This is a genomic window from Adhaeribacter aerolatus (genome assembly GCF_007991635.1).
Taxonomy (GTDB): domain Bacteria; phylum Bacteroidota; class Bacteroidia; order Cytophagales; family Hymenobacteraceae; genus Adhaeribacter; species Adhaeribacter aerolatus.
Map to the genome: position 1 here is coordinate 21,839 of NZ_BJYS01000017.1, position 16,912 is coordinate 38,750.

14 protein-coding genes are annotated in these 16,912 nt (G+C 41.6%); 7 read left to right on the forward strand and 7 right to left on the reverse strand.

Going from position 1 to position 16,912, the window contains the following annotated elements; translation table 11 throughout:
• Nucleotides 1-30 precede the first annotated feature (30 nt).
• The 4 genes from AAE02nite_RS12075 to lepA form a co-directional block, all read right to left on the reverse strand.
• Entirely contained in the window at nucleotides 31-1,854 is a 1,824-nt protein-coding gene (locus tag AAE02nite_RS12075; RefSeq protein WP_246150995.1) for an OmpA family protein, read from the reverse strand.
• Nucleotides 1,855-1,958: 104 nt separating this feature from the next.
• Nucleotides 1,959-2,540 (reverse strand): 7-carboxy-7-deazaguanine synthase QueE, encoded by a 582-nt coding sequence (locus tag AAE02nite_RS12080; protein WP_146898081.1) that lies wholly within the window; start codon nucleotides 2,538-2,540, stop codon nucleotides 1,959-1,961.
• A 79-nt stretch (nucleotides 2,541-2,619) separates the two neighbouring features.
• On the reverse strand, nucleotides 2,620-3,501 hold the full coding sequence (folD, locus tag AAE02nite_RS12085; RefSeq protein ID WP_146897997.1) for a bifunctional methylenetetrahydrofolate dehydrogenase/methenyltetrahydrofolate cyclohydrolase FolD: 882 nt from the start codon (nucleotides 3,499-3,501) through the stop codon (nucleotides 2,620-2,622).
• Nucleotides 3,502-3,661: 160 nt separating this feature from the next.
• On the reverse strand, nucleotides 3,662-5,449 hold the full coding sequence (lepA, locus tag AAE02nite_RS12090; protein ID WP_146897998.1) for a translation elongation factor 4: 1,788 nt from the start codon (nucleotides 5,447-5,449) through the stop codon (nucleotides 3,662-3,664).
• Between the two features lie 269 nt (nucleotides 5,450-5,718).
• On the opposite strand from lepA, the gene AAE02nite_RS12095 reads away from it, so the two are divergent.
• The 5 genes from AAE02nite_RS12095 (at nucleotide 5,719) to AAE02nite_RS12110 (ending at nucleotide 12,420) form a co-directional block, all read left to right on the forward strand.
• Nucleotides 5,719-6,270 (forward strand): DUF1003 domain-containing protein, encoded by a 552-nt coding sequence (locus AAE02nite_RS12095; RefSeq protein WP_146897999.1) that lies wholly within the window; start codon nucleotides 5,719-5,721, stop codon nucleotides 6,268-6,270.
• 355 nt (nucleotides 6,271-6,625) lie between these two features.
• Entirely contained in the window at nucleotides 6,626-10,033 is a 3,408-nt protein-coding gene (locus AAE02nite_RS12100) for a methylmalonyl-CoA mutase family protein (protein ID WP_146898000.1), read from the forward strand.
• 191 nt (nucleotides 10,034-10,224) lie between these two features.
• Nucleotides 10,225-10,353, forward strand: coding sequence for a hypothetical protein (locus tag AAE02nite_RS26840; RefSeq protein ID WP_262713461.1), 129 nt, complete (start codon nucleotides 10,225-10,227; stop codon nucleotides 10,351-10,353).
• A 384-nt stretch (nucleotides 10,354-10,737) separates the two neighbouring features.
• Nucleotides 10,738-11,361 carry a BamJ family beta-barrel-assembly machinery protein gene (gene bamJ, locus AAE02nite_RS12105; protein WP_146898001.1) on the forward strand — a complete coding sequence of 208 codons (624 nt, stop codon included), beginning with the start codon at nucleotides 10,738-10,740 and terminating at the stop codon, nucleotides 11,359-11,361.
• Between the two features lie 438 nt (nucleotides 11,362-11,799).
• Nucleotides 11,800-12,420 (forward strand): C40 family peptidase, encoded by a 621-nt coding sequence (locus AAE02nite_RS12110; protein WP_146898002.1) that lies wholly within the window; start codon nucleotides 11,800-11,802, stop codon nucleotides 12,418-12,420.
• A gap of 482 nt (nucleotides 12,421-12,902) precedes the next feature.
• On the opposite strand, the gene AAE02nite_RS12115 is transcribed toward AAE02nite_RS12110, so the two are convergent.
• Nucleotides 12,903-13,289 carry a hypothetical protein gene (locus tag AAE02nite_RS12115; RefSeq protein ID WP_146898003.1) on the reverse strand — a complete coding sequence of 129 codons (387 nt, stop codon included), beginning with the start codon at nucleotides 13,287-13,289 and terminating at the stop codon, nucleotides 12,903-12,905.
• A 262-nt stretch (nucleotides 13,290-13,551) separates the two neighbouring features.
• On the opposite strand from AAE02nite_RS12115, the gene AAE02nite_RS12120 reads away from it, so the two are divergent.
• Nucleotides 13,552-13,992 (forward strand): DUF2147 domain-containing protein, encoded by a 441-nt coding sequence (locus tag AAE02nite_RS12120; RefSeq protein ID WP_146898004.1) that lies wholly within the window; start codon nucleotides 13,552-13,554, stop codon nucleotides 13,990-13,992.
• 123 nt (nucleotides 13,993-14,115) lie between these two features.
• Here AAE02nite_RS12120 and AAE02nite_RS12125 read toward each other — a convergent pair whose 3' ends face one another.
• Together AAE02nite_RS12125 and AAE02nite_RS12130 are read right to left on the reverse strand one after the other, a co-directional pair.
• Nucleotides 14,116-14,598 (reverse strand): GreA/GreB family elongation factor, encoded by a 483-nt coding sequence (locus AAE02nite_RS12125; protein WP_146898005.1) that lies wholly within the window; start codon nucleotides 14,596-14,598, stop codon nucleotides 14,116-14,118.
• A 557-nt stretch (nucleotides 14,599-15,155) separates the two neighbouring features.
• Nucleotides 15,156-15,794, reverse strand: coding sequence for a cytochrome c oxidase subunit 3 (locus AAE02nite_RS12130; protein WP_146898006.1), 639 nt, complete (start codon nucleotides 15,792-15,794; stop codon nucleotides 15,156-15,158).
• Nucleotides 15,795-16,272: 478 nt separating this feature from the next.
• On the opposite strand from AAE02nite_RS12130, the gene AAE02nite_RS12135 reads away from it, so the two are divergent.
• Nucleotides 16,273-16,758: a DUF4920 domain-containing protein gene (locus AAE02nite_RS12135; protein ID WP_246150997.1), complete on the forward strand. Its 486-nt coding sequence runs from the start codon at nucleotides 16,273-16,275 to the stop codon at nucleotides 16,756-16,758.
• Nucleotides 16,759-16,912 lie beyond the last annotated feature (154 nt).

The window sequence follows — 16,912 nt, forward strand, 5'->3', positions numbered from 1 at the left end:
GTTTAAAGTATAAATTTAAAGTTCTAATGTTTAAATAATTTTTAACTCAATACGGCGATTAAGTTGCCGGTTTTCTTCTGAATCATTTTTAGCAACTGGTTTTCCCTCGCCGTAGCCAGCAGCCACAATCCGGTCGCGGGAGATACCGTGTTGGCTTAAATAATCCACTACCGATTGAGCACGTTTTTTTGATAGTGTCAGGTTAGCTGCTTGTTCTCCCACATTATCCGTATGGCCCGAAATTTCGATTTTAACGCCTTTGTTCTGGACCAGGAACTGAATTAATTTATTTAACTCGGTTTTGGATTTTGATTCGAGGCTATGTTTTCCGGTCGGAAAAAACAAGTTGTTTAACACAATGGCCGCACCACTGGTAATTGGCTCCAGGTACACATCCAGGGTTACCGGGTTAAAATCTTTTTTACCAATATAATCAAAACTCAAGCTCTTGAGCAGGTAATTACTAGCCGAAACGTATAAGGCATAATGCTTGCCTTCGGTCAGTACCGCCGTATAATCGCCCGAAACCACATCACTTTTTACCTGTTGTACCAATTTATCAGTGGTTACATCGTATAGCTGCACGGTTGCGCCTAGTGGCTTTTTGGTTTTGGCATCAAATACCCGGCCTTGGGCTATCGTACTTTCTTCCCGGCTCTTCCAGGCTGTTGGCACTTCAAACTGGTATAGCTCAATAGTATTAGGGCCTTGGTGGTTTGTTTGCTGCCGCGAATAATACCCGGTCCGGTTATCAGTGGTTATGAAAATAGAATTTTCATTTTCAAAAGTATTCAGCGGATACCCTAAATTCTGCGGCTCCAGCCAATTACCGGTAGCATCGGTGGTTACCTTAAATATATCCGTCCCGCCCAATCCTATCTGGCCATCGCTGGCAAAGTACAACGTTGAACCGCTGGAATGAATAAAAGGTGAATTTTCGTTGCCCGGCGAATTAATATTGGGGCCCAGATTTACCGGCTTCGACCATTTTTCGTCATCCTGCAGCGTAGTTACCCAAATATCTTCCCGCCCTTGTCCGCCAGACCGGATTGAAGAGAAATACAAGGTACGACCATCGGCCGAAAGGCAGGGTTGCGAATCCCAGCCCGTTCCGTTTACCGTATTACCTAAATTAACCGGCTTCGACCATTTTTCGCCGGTCCGATAAGAAATATACAAATCGCAGTTGCCAAAGGAATCCGGCCGGTCGCAGGAAGCAAATACCAGCGTTTTGCCATCGCCCGAAATACTGCCGGTACCTTCGTTGTAGCGGGTATTTATATTAGGCGAAATAGATACCGGTTCGGTCCAACCTTCTTCTCTCCTGGCCGATACAAATAAATTTTCGTCGTTTTCGGGTTTATTACCCATCCGGGCCGTAAATAATAAATGTTGCTGGTTGGCGGTAAGCGCCGGGAAATATTGTAAGGCAAAGGTATTAAAAGGTGATGTTAAACGCTGCGGCGCAAAACTAACCGGGTTGCGCATGGCTGTTTCGGCAAAGGAAATATTTTTTAGTTGCGCATTGGCGTAGTTGGACGCTTTGGTTCCTTGGGGTGAGGCCTGCAGAAATTTCTCAAAATTAGTTTTAGCTAACCTGTACTGGCCTAATGATAAACTCAGGTCAGCGAAGGCATAATATTCCTGCATCAGCTTCGGGTTATACGGGATCAGCCTTAAAGCATACTTGTAGTTCTCGTAAGAATTCTTCCTGTCGCCCAGTACCTTATACATACCGGCCAGTTTTAAATACGCTTCCCCAAATGCCGTATCTTTTTCCTTAGCGTCATTTAACGCTTCTATAGCCTTTGGAAAATTTCGGGCACGTACGTACTCATCCGCTTTCTGGTACAATGCAGCCGCCTTTTTTGAAGAGGTAGAAAGCTGTTTTTGTTGCCCAAAAGCAATGCCGGAATAAAATATAAAAAAAATTAAAAGAACGCGGTTCCTTACCATTATTAAGGAATATTCATGTACTTGTGGGTTTGCAGGGAAATTTGCCATTTCGGGTGCTCCTTCACGTAATCTATAATCAGGGGAAGCATTTCGGCGTGCCGGCTCCACTCCGGCTGCAAGTAAAGCCGGGTAGCCGGACTTACCTGAGCCGCGTAATCTTCCGCCCATTTAAAATCACTTTTATTAAAAACAATTATTTTTAGTTCCTGAGCCTTAGGCAATATTTCAGTCACTGGCTGTTTAAACTTTTTTGGTGACAAGCATACCCAATCTATGTTGCCGGACAAAGGATATGCGCCAGATGTTTCAATATTTATCTGAAAGCCAGCAGCTTTTAACTTTGCCGTCAACGGAGATAAATTGTAGATAAGTGGCTCGCCTCCGGTAATTACCACCAAACGGCCCGGAAAAGCCAAAGCGCCGGCTACAATATCATCCAAAGCGGTTAAAGGGTGCTGCTCGGCATCCCACGATTCTTTTACATCGCACCAATGGCAGCCCACATCACAACCAGCCAGCCTAATAAAATAAGCGGCATGGCCGGTGTAAAAACCTTCACCCTGAACCGTATAAAAAGCCTCCATCACCGGTAAGATGCTGCCATCTTTAGGTACCGAATGTATAGAGGCCTGCGTTATTTCTTTTAAATCTTCCAAACAAATATTAAGCGTAAACTTCTTTTTTAGCCGATTTTAAAGTGTTCAGCAGTAAAGAAGCAATGGTCATGGGGCCAACACCACCCGGAACCGGGGTAATGTAGCTGCACTTAGGTGCCACTTCATCAAATTTAACGTCGCCTTTTAGTTTAAAGCCCGATTTAGTAACATCACTTTGAACCCGGGTGGTTCCCACATCTATTACAACAGCGCCTTCTTTTACCATATCGGCGGTTACAAACTCCGGTTTACCCAAAGCGGCCACAATAATATCGGCCTGCAAACAAATTTCTTTTAAGTTATGGGTGTGGCTGTGACAAATGGTAACGGTGCAATTGCCCGGATATGCACTCTTTGCCATTAAAATACTAACCGGCGAACCTACAATGTGGCTGCGGCCAATAACTACGCAGTGCTTGCCTTTAGTAGGAATTTCGTAACGCTTCAGCAATTCCAGAATACCAGCCGGCGTAGCTGGTAAATAGGCAGGCAAATTGGCTACCATGCGGCCCACGTTTACCGGGTGAAAGCCATCCACATCTTTCTGCGGCGAAACCGCTTCGGTCACTTTATCCGAGGAAATATGCTTGGGCAAAGGCAACTGCACAATTAAGCCATCAATATCCGGATCGTTGTTTATTTCCTGTACCTTGTTCAGTAACTCTTTTTCGGTAACCGAATCTTCGTACCGGATTAAGGTAGATTTAAAACCTACTTTTTCGCAGGCCAAAACTTTATTATTAACATAAGTAATACTCCCGCCATCGTTACCAACCAAAATAGCCGCCAGATGGGGCGTTTTACCACCCTGTGCTTTTAATTGTTCAACTTCTGCTGCAATTTCTTCTTTAATCTGGTCTGATATTTTTTTACCGTCGATGAGTTCCACGTCTGAATTATGAATTAGAGATGATGAATTAGAATTGATTAGCTTAGTAATGAAAAAAGTTCTTTCCGAACATTTAAACTAATCTTAAACTGAAATTACTTGTTAGCAATTATCAAAGTAAAAAATCCATGAGCCAGTAAAATCCCATGGATTTTATTATTTAATCTAGCTTTAAAACGGCTAGGAACGCTTCCTGTGGAATTTCTACGTTACCAACCTGGCGCATCCGTTTTTTACCTTTCTTCTGCTTTTCCAGGAGTTTACGTTTCCGCGAAATATCACCGCCGTAGCATTTGGCCAATACGTTTTTGCGCATAGCCGAAATGGTTTCGCGGGCAATAATTTTCTGACCAATAGCTGCCTGAATGGCAATTTCGAACATTTGGCGGGGCAGCAGTTCTCTTAGCTTTTCGCACAAACGGCGACCCCAATCGTAAGCTTTATCGCGGTGTACAATAGCACTAAGCGCATCCACTTTTTCTCCGTTCAGCATTATATCTAATTTTACCAGATGCGAAGTCCGGAAACCAATTAGCTCGTAGTCCAGGGAGGCGTAACCGCGCGATAGCGTTTTGAGTTTATCAAAAAAGTCAAATACAATTTCGGCCAATGGCATTTCAAACACCATTTCCACCCGGTCAGAAGTTAAATAATTCTGGTTTTTAATCTGCCCCCGCTTATCTATACAAAGCGAGATAATGGCGCCCACGTAATCCGATTTGGTAATGATCTGGGCTTTGATGAATGGCTCTTCAATCCGGTCGATGTAGTTCGGTTCCGGCATATCGGAAGGCGCGTTAACCGTAATTTCGTCACCTTTGGTGGAGAAAACCTTAAACTGAACGCTGGGTACAGTGGTAATCACCGTCATGTCAAATTCCCGCTCCAGGCGCTCCTGCACAATTTCCATGTGCAGCATACCTAAAAACCCGCAACGGAAACCAAAACCCAAAGCCACCGAGCTTTCCGGCTCCCAAACCAAAGAAGCATCATTCAGCTGCAATTTTTCCATGGCCGACCGGAGTTCTTCAAACTCGCTGGTTTCTACCGGATAAATACCGGCAAATACCATGGGCTTAACTTCTTCAAAACCTTGGATAGATTCTTTCGTTGGATTCTCTACGGTAGTAATGGTATCCCCTACTTTTACTTCTTTGGCATTTTTAATACCCGAAATCAGGTAACCAACATTGCCTGCCTGCATCTCATCGCGCGGCTCCTGGTTTAGCTTTAATACGCCAATTTCATCAGCGTTATAAATTTTACCGGTATTTACGAACTTTACTTTATCGCCTTTCTTCAGCGTACCGTTCATGATCCGAAAATAAACCTCAATGCCGCGGTACGAGTTAAAAACCGAATCGAAAATAAGGGCTTGTAACGGAGCTTTCGGGTCGCCTTTAGGTGCCGGAATGCGCTCGCAAATAGCGTTTAAGATGTTTTCAATACCAATACCGGCTTTACCGGAAGCATGAATAATATCACTTTTATCGCAGCCAATTAAATCAATAATTTCGTCGGAAACTTCTTCCGGCATGGAATGCGGTAAATCAATTTTATTTAAAACCGGAATAATTTCCAGGTCGTTGCCAATGGCTAAATATAAGTTAGAAATAGTTTGGGCTTCAATGCCTTGCGAAGAATCTACAATTAGAAGAGCACCTTCACAAGCCGCAATAGAGCGCGACACCTCGTACGAAAAGTCGACGTGGCCAGGGGTATCGATCAGGTTGAGTACATAATTCTCCCCTTTGTAATTATAATTCATCTGGATGGCGTGGCTTTTAATGGTAATGCCTCGCTCCCGCTCCAAATCCATATTATCCAGCAACTGGTCTTGCATTTCTCGTTCCGCTACCGTAGAGGTAAACTCCAGTAACCGGTCGGCAAGAGTGCTTTTTCCGTGGTCGATATGCGCAATAATGCAAAAATTCCGAATGTTCTTCATACTAGCTTTATACGAAATACAAAGGTAAGAATTATGCTTTTAATTATAGTATTAAAATAAAATTGGGCAATTTCTTTATCAGCAACCCGCACAAGATAATTTTCAGGGAAAAAGAGAGGTAAAGCATTTCAAATTTAACCGGCTACCATCAGCTATTAATAAATTTAAAAGAGATTGGTAATTAATACGGAGTACTACCTTTCAATTTATGGGACTTATTCTAAATCATGGGCTTGTTGCTTTACGTATATGCGGGCAAATAATTTTTCATGAATACTAAACCAAAGAGAACAGATAACCAGGCGTCTACTCCCCACATGGCGGAGATTGTTGAACGTAATATCCAGGCCTTATTAGACCGGGAACAAGAAGAAGAAAAATCCAAGCCGCTGGAAACCCGGATAGCCGATACAGTTACCCGCTTTACCGGCAGTATGGCCTTCGTCTATATTCATCTGGTTATGTTTGGCGCCTGGATTATCATAAACCTAGGTTGGGTAGGTATCAAACCCTTCGATCCTTCTTTTGTAGTACTGGCTATGTTTGCTTCGGTAGAAGCAATCTTCCTTTCCACGTTTGTGTTGATCAGCCAGAACCGCATGGCCGCGCAGGCCGATAAACGGGCGAATTTAGATTTACAAGTAAGCTTGTTATCAGAACACGAGATAACCCGGCTGATTACTTTGGTAAGAGCCATTGCCAAGAAAATGGATATAGAAGAATCGGATAATCCGGAAATTGATGAACTTGCCCAAGATGTTCGGCCTGAGAAAGTACTCGACACCATGGAAAAGCGCGAGCAAAAAACCAAAAAAAATTAAATACAGGTAGCTAAATAAACATACAGGCAGTTATTTTCAAGTAATATATATATGGTATACAAGTTTGCCGGAATGACGAGTTTAAAAGCACTAGGCCCTATACAAAACCCCTAACTACATAAGATATTCAATATCAAATAGAAACGCTTATCCAAATAGAAATTAATTTAAATAAATATTTCTTCTCTTCCAACGCTTACTTACAGTTTAGTATTGTAAAAAAATAAAGAACAAAGCGACAAAAAGTACGCTCATTAACCCGAATATCAAAATCCGGGCAAGTACGTTTAGATAAAAAAGGGTGCTGATAATTTACTTATCTTCGCCGGGGAATTTAAATATCGTTGCTGCCTGTATGCAAAATATCAAAACCGAAATATACAAACCAGTAAACCAAATCCGCATTGTAACCGCTGCCTCTTTATTCGACGGGCACGATGCCGCTATAAATATTATGCGCCGCATTATTCAGGCTTCCGGTGCCGAGGTAATTCATTTGGGTCATAACCGCTCGGTGCAAGAAATTGTAGATTGCGCCATTCAGGAAGATGTGCAGGCCATTGCCATTACTTCTTACCAGGGGGGGCACCTCGAATTTTTTAAGTACATGTACGATTTGCTGCAGGAGCGCGGCTGTGGCCACGTTAAAATATTTGGTGGTGGCGGCGGCGTAATATTGCCGACCGAAATGGCCGAACTGCACACTTACGGTATTACCCGCATTTACTCGCCGGACGATGGCCGGGCCATGGGTTTACAAGGCATGATAAACGATATGCTGCAGCAATGCGATTTCCCAACCGGTAAAAACCTGAACGGCGAAGTTAAAAACCTGAATCAGAAAAATGCCAAAGGGATTGCTCGTTTAATATCAGCCGCCGAAAATTTCCCGGAAGATTACGAAGAGATTAAAGGCCAACTAATAAATATTGCCGAACAACGAACAACGAATAACGAACAACGATTAACACCCGTCCTGGGCATAACCGGCACTGGCGGCGCTGGCAAATCTTCTTTGGTGGACGAACTGGTACGCCGGTTTTTACAAGACTTTCCGGAGAAAGCCATTGCTATTATTTCGGTTGATCCGTCTAAACGAAAAACGGGCGGCGCTTTGTTAGGCGACCGTATCCGGATGAATGCCATCAGCAACGAACGGGTTTATATGCGCTCACTGGCCACCCGGCAGTCGAATCTGGCTTTATCGCGGTATGTGCAGGACGCGTTAGATATTGTAAAAGTTGCCGGGTTCGATTTGATTATATTGGAAACATCGGGTATTGGGCAATCCGATACTGAAATTGTAGAACATTCGGATTTGAGCCTGTACGTGATGACACCGGAATACGGTGCGGCTACCCAACTCGAAAAAATTGACATGCTGGACTTTGCCGATATTATTGCTTTAAATAAATTTGACAAGCGTGGCGCCCAGGATGCAATACGCGATGTTAGAAAACAATACAAGCGCAACCACCAGCTGTGGGATACCCCCGACGAGGAAATTCCGGTATTCGGCACCATTGCTTCGCAGTTTAACGACCCCGGCATGAACCAGCTATACCGGGCTACCCTTCAGAAAATAAGTCAAAAAACGGGAATTGCTTTTGAAACTTCTATCCAAGCTTCCGGAGAGTTATCCGAGAAAATATACATTATTCCACCAAGCCGCACCCGCTATTTATCCGAAATTTCAGAAACCAACCGGAATTATGATAAATGGGTAAAAACCCAGGCCGAAATTGCCCAGCAACTATACGGATTAAATAAATCAAAAGAGGCAATTACCAATCTTCGGTTAGGAAATAAAGAACAGCTACTACAGCAACTGGATGAAGCTTACCAGGAATTATCCTTACAACTGGACGGGCAGAACAAGCAATTACTGGAAAAATGGCCGGAGAAAGTAAAAGCTTACCAGCAGGATTATTTCGTATTCCGGGTGCGGGACAATGAGCTGAAAATTAAAACCAAAAACAAATCGCTGGCGCAACTGGATATTCCTAAAATAGCCCTACCTCGCTACGAGGCCTGGGGCGATTTATTAAAATGGAATTTACAGGAAAATGTGCCCGGCGAATTTCCATATACCGCCGGCGTATTCCCATTTAAACGCGAGGGCGAAGACCCTACCCGGATGTTTGCCGGCGAGGGCGGACCTGAACGCACCAACCGTCGCTTCCACTACGTGAGTTTAGCTATGCCGGCTAAACGCTTATCTACGGCTTTCGATTCGGTTACGCTCTACGGCGAAGACCCGGACTACCGCCCCGATATTTACGGTAAAATAGGCAATTCCGGGGTTTCGGTTTGCTGCCTCGACGATGCCAAAAAGCTGTATTCCGGTTTTAACCTGGCCGATCCACTCACCTCTGTTTCCATGACCATTAACGGTCCGGCCGCTATTCTCACAGCCTTTTTTATGAATGCCGCCATCGACCAACAGTGCGAACTTTATGTTAAGCAACATGGCTTGGAAGAGCAGGTATATAAAAAGATAGAGGAACTATTCAGAGATAAAGGCCAGGAGCGGCCGCGCTACCAGGGCGAACTACCCGAGGGAAACAATGGTTTGGGCCTGATGCTCTTAGGCGTTACCGGCGACCAGGTATTACCAAAAGAAGTTTACGATGATATAAAAGCCAAAACCTTAGCCGCTGTTCGGGGTACGGTACAGGCTGATATTTTGAAAGAAGACCAGGCGCAGAACACCTGTATTTTCAGTACCGAATTTTCGTTACGACTCATGGGCGATGTGCAGCAATATTTCATCGACCAAAACGTCCGGAATTTTTACTCGGTTTCTATTTCGGGTTATCACATTGCCGAAGCTGGGGCTAACCCTATATCCCAGTTAGCTTTTACCCTGGCCAATGGCTTTACTTTTGTAGAATATTACGCCAGCCGGGGCATGGATATCAATGCCTTTGCTCCTAACCTTTCGTTTTTCTTCTCCAACGGCATCGACCCGGAATATGCCGTTATCGGCCGGGTAGCCCGCCGCATCTGGGCCAAAGCCATGAAACTGAAATACGGCGCCAATGCCCGTTCACAGATGCTTAAATACCACATCCAAACGTCGGGCCGTTCGCTGCACGCTCAGGAAATAGATTTCAACGACATCCGGACTACGTTACAAGCGCTATACGCTATTTACGACAACTGTAATTCTTTACATACCAATGCTTATGATGAGGCCATTACCACCCCTACCGAAGAATCGGTACGCCGGGCCATGGCCATTCAGCTAATTATTAACCGGGAACTGGGCCTCGCTAAAAACGAAAATCCGCTGCAGGGTTCTTTTATAATTGAAGAGCTAACCGATTTGGTAGAAGAAGCCGTTCTGTTGGAGTTCGACCGCTTAACCGAACGTGGCGGCGTATTAGGCGCCATGGAAACCATGTACCAGCGGGGCAAAATTCAGGAAGAAAGTTTGTATTACGAAACTCTGAAACACACCGGCGAATACCCGATAATTGGAGTAAATACTTTCCTGAGCAGTAAAGGCTCGCCTACAATTATTCCGGCCGAAGTTATCCGGGCCACCGAAGACGAGAAGCGGTACCAGATTAAAATGCTGGAACATCTGCATCAGCGCCACGCTGATAAAGGGGCAACCGTCTTAAACCAGTTGCAGCAGGTTGCTATTACCAACGGCAATATTTTTGAAGAATTAATGGAGACTGTTAAATTCTGTTCACTTGGTCAGATTACCCATGCCTTGTTCCAGGTTGGTGGTCAGTACCGGCGTAACATGTAACGCTACTTAAAGCAAAGCTTTAGGACACTTTATAACTAACAATAATTGAATGTTTTAAACCGATTCTGATAAAACTTTAAATAAATACATATAGATTTTCAATTATTTCGAAATTAACAGTTTCATAACATAACTATTCAACAAGAAGCATATTTTTTCGTTATATTAGTAACAGTTAAAACGCTGCTTTTATGAAAAAATATACTACCTTATCTTCCCTGCTGGTTCTGGGCACCTTAGGTTATCTGGTGAAAGTTTGGATAACCCCAGAAGACATACAATTAAATTTTAAGGAAGAAGAAATTCATCTTTATTTGTAAACAAAAACCTTATTAAAAGCAAAGGCCATTTTCATCTGCAAAATGTCCTTTGCTTTTTTTCTGTGCAAAAAATTATCGTTTTAAGCTACGTACCTACTAACATAGTTGAAAGCGCCGCTTTTCATTCCAGAGCAGCAATAGTCGACTTCCCCTTAACCCCTATATTCAGTAACCTATTATAATACAGCAGTTAAATATATATTTCTAACTTATTTGTTTAGATAAAAATAAGCCTACCAGAGCACTTTCAAAGTCTGCTTAGCCAATCAGGTGAACAACCTACTTAAATCCTTTGCGTTCAAAAGAGACGTCATCATTCATTTAAATGATATATATTGGCGCAAATTTTGAAAATCCTACTAATTATTTTTCTTACCAAAAACTATGAAATCGAAAAACCTTAAAGACCGCATTAGTTATATTATTGGCCGCGATATGGCTGCTAATTTTCAGAAACAAGGGCTTGAAATTAATCCTGATATTTTTATTCAGGGGATGAAAGAAGCGATGAGCGGCACCAAATCGGAACTTAACCAGGATGAGGTGCAGGAAGCCATGATGGAACTACAACAACTAATGCAATCGCGGCAAGCCTCCTCCCACAGCCGGATAGGCGAAATAAACCAACAAGAAGGCGAAGCTTTTTTAGCCGAAAATAAAAACCGCGAAGGCGTTGTTACCTTACCGAGTGGTTTACAATATATGGTTTTGCGGGAAGGTAATGGCCAAACCCCTGGCCGCACCGACAAAGTTACAACCCATTACCACGGCACCCTGATTGATGGTACTGTATTCGACAGCTCTTACGAAAGAGGCCAACCGGCAACTTTCCCGGTTAACGGTGTAATATCGGGTTGGACAGAAGCCCTGATGCAAATGCAGGAAGGCGCCAAGTGGCGGTTGTTCTTACCTTCTAACCTGGCTTATGGCGCCCAAGGGGCCGGCGATGACATTGGACCGAATGCGACCCTTATTTTTGATGTAGAGCTCCTGGCAGTTAATAAATAATGCAAATTTCAAGAGAGCAAAAAAGGAAATCATACTTTTTTGCTCTTTTGGTTTATTTCCAAAAACGATTTATACAATTAAATTATAAGTTTATCACACCAGACATTTACTCCTAAAATACAAGTAGTTAAGTCTTTTAAATAATCCTTTCCCCCGTTTACGTATACCTAGTCTTGATATTTAGCAATAAACCGGCGTCTTATATTTATCCTTATCAATTGCCCCTCTTCTCAGAAATAGTAATTCTGTAAATTAAATAAACTTAGAAAACCCGCAAAATATTAGCTGTAGGCCATTTTTAACCTTTTCTACACCCCTTTTCTGGACAATTTTAATACTCATCTATTTTCAGAGGGCTAATTACACTTTGGCTTTAATAAAAATTTATCCGTATACGTGTATAGAAATTAAGATTTAAAGCTTAAGAATTGTATAAACATGAAATTAGCCTGGATAATATTCTGTAGCGTAATAGTACTTTTGCTGGTTTACGGCATCTGGAACAAAGAAAGTATCCGGCACGAACAACTTGCATCCGACTTCCCGCAAACCTATTCGGATAGCAGCCGGAACGGCGGTGTTGATGCCAAAGCCAATGAGAATTTATTTTTGAAAATATTTAAAAATAAAAAAGAAAAGGCCCGGTTAAAAGTGCCCAATGCCTTATTGGCCGATAGTATTGTGCATTATGGCTTAAGCCTGATTGGAACCCCTTATTTGCCGGCCGGTATTACCTGCGAAGGCTTCGACTGTTCTGGTTTTATTTACCACATTTACCAGAAATACGGCATCGACCTGCCCCATTCATCGGCCATGCTGCTAAAAGAAGGTACCGCAGTGCCATTGGCCGAAGCCCGGAAAGGAGATTTAATTGTTTTTACCGGCACCCAGGAAGGTGATACAACTGCCGGACACGTAGGCGTGGTAATAACCATGCCAGGACAACCCGTTGAATTTGTTCATGCTTCTTCATCTACCCGCAAAGGCGGCGTAAAAATAAGTAAAGTAGACAGCACTGGTTATGCGCGCCGCTTTTTACAGGTTCGCCGGGTACTATAAAAAAAATACCTGATTGTCTGCCGGTAGATACGCCAACGTGACAATCAGGTAATAAATCCTAAAAATCTTACCAAGCTACCCATCTGTTTTGCAGATCGGCAATCCTATAAATAAGATCTAAAGAACCAGGTTGTTTTGTGTATCAGGCAAAAACCCGACCTAAAACTTTAAACCAGTTGAAGGTACAACATGATTCAGGCTTGACAAAATTTGTTTCGGACTAGACATTTAGACCTCCTTTCTTTAAGTTCGACATCTCTTACAGGGGGTCTCCAAGCACCTTATGGATTCAGCCGGTAAGCCGTAGCACTCGCTACTAGTTACTAAAGTAAAAATTAAACGCTAAGGTTCAAAAGTAATTGCACTTTTTTTTATAATTTTTCTTAAGCATCTAAAAAACAGCCTTTTGAACTAAAAATAAAGCTTTTTATAATTGAGGTAAATATATTAAATAGCATTATTAAAATATAAACCATTGACTATTAAGGCCTTGTAATTCGGCTTTTCACTTTTAAAAAAACAACTAACCAGGCCAATATTATTCCCGCTTCCGCAACTGCGTCGAGTAAATAAATATCCCAAATAACATCATGTAAGGCATAATAAATATCTATTGCCATTAATCCCAGCGCACTACTTAGCACTAGGGTAAATATTGCCCCATTAAACTCCCGCCGGAAACCAGCCACCAGCAAAGTAAGTCCTACGGCAATAATCAGCGCCGATACTGTTTTTAAAAGCCAGATGTCGTTTTTAGGTCCGGTAATCCACAGAAAGCTTCTTAAATGAATAAAGGGCCATAGGCCCGTTAGGGCAAAATAAATGCCTTGAATCAAAAGTAAAATACGAACGGGCTTGGCGTTTGTCATTAAAAAATTTTACAGGAGGTTAACAGCATTAACGCCTCAGGGCTGGTTTGGTTTTTTCTTCAAGCAGCCGCTTGTTTGAATACCAATTATATATTGCTGATCAATTTTTATTAAATTTAAAATCGGGTATTGCCGGAAATATTTTTATTAAGATTTACAGAATCCGTTTCGTATAACTTTAAGCTACTATAATATTTAGCCAGTAAGCATTACTTTAAGTTCTGACCTAAAAATTTGACATTATTCCTTAAAGATTTCCCCTATGAAGCTGATTGCCAATATATTCTTAAGTTTGCTTTTATTGGTTAGTAATATTTCTCAGGCACAAAAAGCAACTCAACTTCCCCTTGGTACCTGGACCAACGAAGACAAAGAAGCGCGTTTCCAGATTTATAAATGCGGGGAAAAATTGTGCGGAAAAATAAGCTGGCTAAAAGAACCCATGCTAAATGGTAAACCTAAAGTAGATAGTAAAAACCCGGATGAAAAACTAAGAGGCCAACCGATATTGGGCATGGTGTTCCTGAAAGATTTTAGTTATACCGGAAACAACAAGTGGGACAATGGCAGTATTTACGACCCAAAAAGCGGCAAGATTTACGCCTGCTACCTGAAAATTTTAGATGAAAATAAAATGGAAGTAAAAGGATATATTGGGATATCGCTGATTGGTCGTTCGCAAATCTGGACCAGGATAAAATAATTTTTTTCCTGAAATTTAAAATTGCCAGCAAGTTGCTTTTAGCTAATTATTATTTAAAAACTGCTGAAAAGCCGAAGGCCAGCTCCTGTCACAAGAGCTGGCCTTCGTTTTCTTAAATTAAAATTAAAAAATACTTTCTATCCGGTAAGCTTTATCCCGAAAGGTGAACTCTTCGCCTTCTGATTTTCCGGCCATGGCCTTAAACAACGGCGACATGGCCGAAATAGCAAAAAACTTTTCGCCGTTCACGGTTATTTCGCCCAGACTAACCGATATAAAAAATTTCTGCAGGTTGGTGATAATTACGCTTCCCAGCATAATGTGCTTGTTTTCTTTCGTCGCCACAATCCGCTTCAGTACAGATAAACTGGTTATGGCCTCATCTAATTGCTTAGCGTACATATCGCGCTGAATCTGGCAGGCCTCCCGGAAAGACTCAAACTTATCTTCTAAAGCGCCCTGGTGCTCATTGGCGCTCTCCTGTGCTTCATCCATCGCACTTTTAGCGGTTTGAATCACCGAGTTTTGGATGCGCAGGCATTCCGCTAATAATTGTTGCTTCAATAGTAAATTTGTAGCAGGTTTAGTAGTGGTTTCAGGAATCATATCGGAATTAATTTTAGTACTGTTTAGTAGAAAAGATTTCCTTATTCGAAAAAAAGAAAAATAAGTTACCAATTGGTAAAATTCAGAAGCACCATCAATTTAATGGTTTTTTAACTAATTCTTAACCAAATCAGGAAGATATTGTTTTTTTATAGTCTAATTATTTATTCTTAAACAGGGGTAAACTAATATATATTAATCTACTAAGTATTGTATAAATATCTGCTGTATATAGAAAAAGCTTATATTTTCCTTTCCCAAGTTTTATTTAAGGAAAATTTTTTTCCCATTATTACCCGCAATTTTACCAGGCAAAAACAATAGGAATGAATCAAACGAAAAACGCTTATAATAACTCACTTACAGAACAACAGTTAAAAATGAACGAAGCATATATTAGCATCTGTTTGCCTGCACGTTGTGTTATTAATTTAAATTTAAACCACGCGTTAAAATCACCAGCTTTTCAGCCAGGATAAACTATCAGTAAAATGCAAATCACAATACAATTATTGGGAGCTGGAAAATGTATCTGAACTATACCTTAGAGGAGGAAGTTAAGCCTTTAAGGTAAATACAAATACCAGGAACAGGAAAACCCACATGGCATCCATAAAATGCCAATAAATATTCAATAATTTTATCTGTTGACGCACATAAGGGTTCCGAATGTACAGGAGCATCCGAATAGGATCAGATGCTGCATGTTGGGTTTTAAAATACAAATACGATAAATAAAAAAAACCTGCTATTAAATGCACCGCATGCAACGCCGAAATCAGGTAAATATAGGTACCGGCTGCTAAACCGCTAAAGCTGATACCACTCTGCGAGATTTCGTACCAACTGGCTAACTGCACCAAAATAAAGCTTATACCCAGCAACATGGTATACAGTAACGTTTTCTTTAGTTTGGCTAAACTGTCTTTTTTATACTGGCGCGGTGCTTTGCTGATGGTATAGCTGCTAATCAGGATTAAAATAGTACTTAGGCTAAAATATTTAGGCATCCGGATCTGGGAAAAACCATTGTCGTAAGAACGGGTTTGCAGATAAGCAATTACCAGCATCAGGAACAATACTCCAACCCCCATAATAGCCAGATAAAGCATCATCTCGAACGGATGAATCTTTTCGATCTTAGAAAAAGTTGATTCTTTAGACGATCCTACCTTATTTTTTTTATCAAAATTCATGCTTACTGCTCCTGCTAAATCTCTTTTTGAATAGCTAAATGCCCCAGTTATTATTTTCGGCCGGTAGCATAACACCCTCTTTTCTATACTTTAAAACCCTCAGATTGTTTAATATGTTTATAGTTAATATCAGCAAATTTTTATCCTAAGCTATTGCCGGATAAATTGGTGGTTACGAGCACCTTCTATCCGGCTTTTTGTAAAACTAATATAGCACATTTTAACACCTAATTAAAGAAAAGATTTGTTTTACCCGAATATAAACGGCACCAGCATTGCATTTTGGTTTACCCGCTAAGTTTTTAATCGCTGTTTAACCAATAGCCAACTTTTAACTTTTAAGCTAACGAATACCACCCGGTAATATTTAATAGATCTGTTTTTATAGATTAATATTTCTGTTGACCTGATGGCTAAAGACGCTATAATATATTTTGGTACATAACATCGACCTCAAAAATTATTTATCTTTGAATAAATGCTTTTAAAACTTATGAATAACCTGAAACTAACACTGCTCGTGCTAATCGGCCTTTTATTATCTAATTGCCAGGGGCAAACAGATGAGGCTACTAACAGCAATATTTTCGGCAAGGCGTTAAATTCCCAAAACAGCGTTGCCGCCGCTGCTTTACCGGAATTGCTGGGTCCGAAAGATTCGGTTGCAGTAAAGGTGGCCGGTGAGGTACTGGATGTTTGCCAGGCCAAAGGCTGCTGGATGGATGTAAAGCTGAAAGACAACAACGTTATGAAAGTACGGTTTAAAGATTATGGCTTTTTTGTGCCGAAAGATATTGCCGGCAAAACGGTGGTAATGCACGGAATGGCTTATAAAGAGATGATTTCGGTAGCCGATCAGCGCCACTATGCCCAGGATGCTGGCAAGTCCGAAGCCGAGATAAAGGCCATTACCCAACCTCAAAACAGCATTACTTTCGTAGCAGATGGCGTGCTGGTGCAATAGCCTGCCCCACATTAAACCTAAAAGAATAAATACACCTTCGCTTTAGCTGCTTTTGAATATATAAAGCACCTCAGCGCTGTATCTGGTGGTACCATAATAATTTAATATTCTGGCTATTGTCTAAAACGAGGCGTTACCAGAACCAGAATCTACT

Coding starts and splice junctions, on each gene's coding strand:
- AAE02nite_RS12080 (WP_146898081.1), bottom strand. CDS start 2,540: ATGGAGGCTTTTTATACGGTTCAGGGTGAAGGTTTTTACACCGGCCAT.
- lepA (WP_146897998.1), bottom strand. CDS start 5,449: ATGAAGAACATTCGGAATTTTTGCATTATTGCGCATATCGACCACGGA.
- AAE02nite_RS12095 (WP_146897999.1), top strand. CDS start 5,719: ATGAATACTAAACCAAAGAGAACAGATAACCAGGCGTCTACTCCCCAC.
- AAE02nite_RS12100 (WP_146898000.1), top strand. CDS start 6,626: ATGCAAAATATCAAAACCGAAATATACAAACCAGTAAACCAAATCCGC.
- AAE02nite_RS26840 (WP_262713461.1), top strand. CDS start 10,225: ATGAAAAAATATACTACCTTATCTTCCCTGCTGGTTCTGGGCACCTTA.
- bamJ (WP_146898001.1), top strand. CDS start 10,738: ATGAAATCGAAAAACCTTAAAGACCGCATTAGTTATATTATTGGCCGC.
- AAE02nite_RS12110 (WP_146898002.1), top strand. CDS start 11,800: ATGAAATTAGCCTGGATAATATTCTGTAGCGTAATAGTACTTTTGCTG.
- AAE02nite_RS12115 (WP_146898003.1), bottom strand. CDS start 13,289: ATGACAAACGCCAAGCCCGTTCGTATTTTACTTTTGATTCAAGGCATT.
- AAE02nite_RS12120 (WP_146898004.1), top strand. CDS start 13,552: ATGAAGCTGATTGCCAATATATTCTTAAGTTTGCTTTTATTGGTTAGT.
- AAE02nite_RS12125 (WP_146898005.1), bottom strand. CDS start 14,598: ATGATTCCTGAAACCACTACTAAACCTGCTACAAATTTACTATTGAAG.
- AAE02nite_RS12130 (WP_146898006.1), bottom strand. CDS start 15,794: ATGAATTTTGATAAAAAAAATAAGGTAGGATCGTCTAAAGAATCAACT.
- AAE02nite_RS12135 (WP_246150997.1), top strand. CDS start 16,273: ATGCTTTTAAAACTTATGAATAACCTGAAACTAACACTGCTCGTGCTA.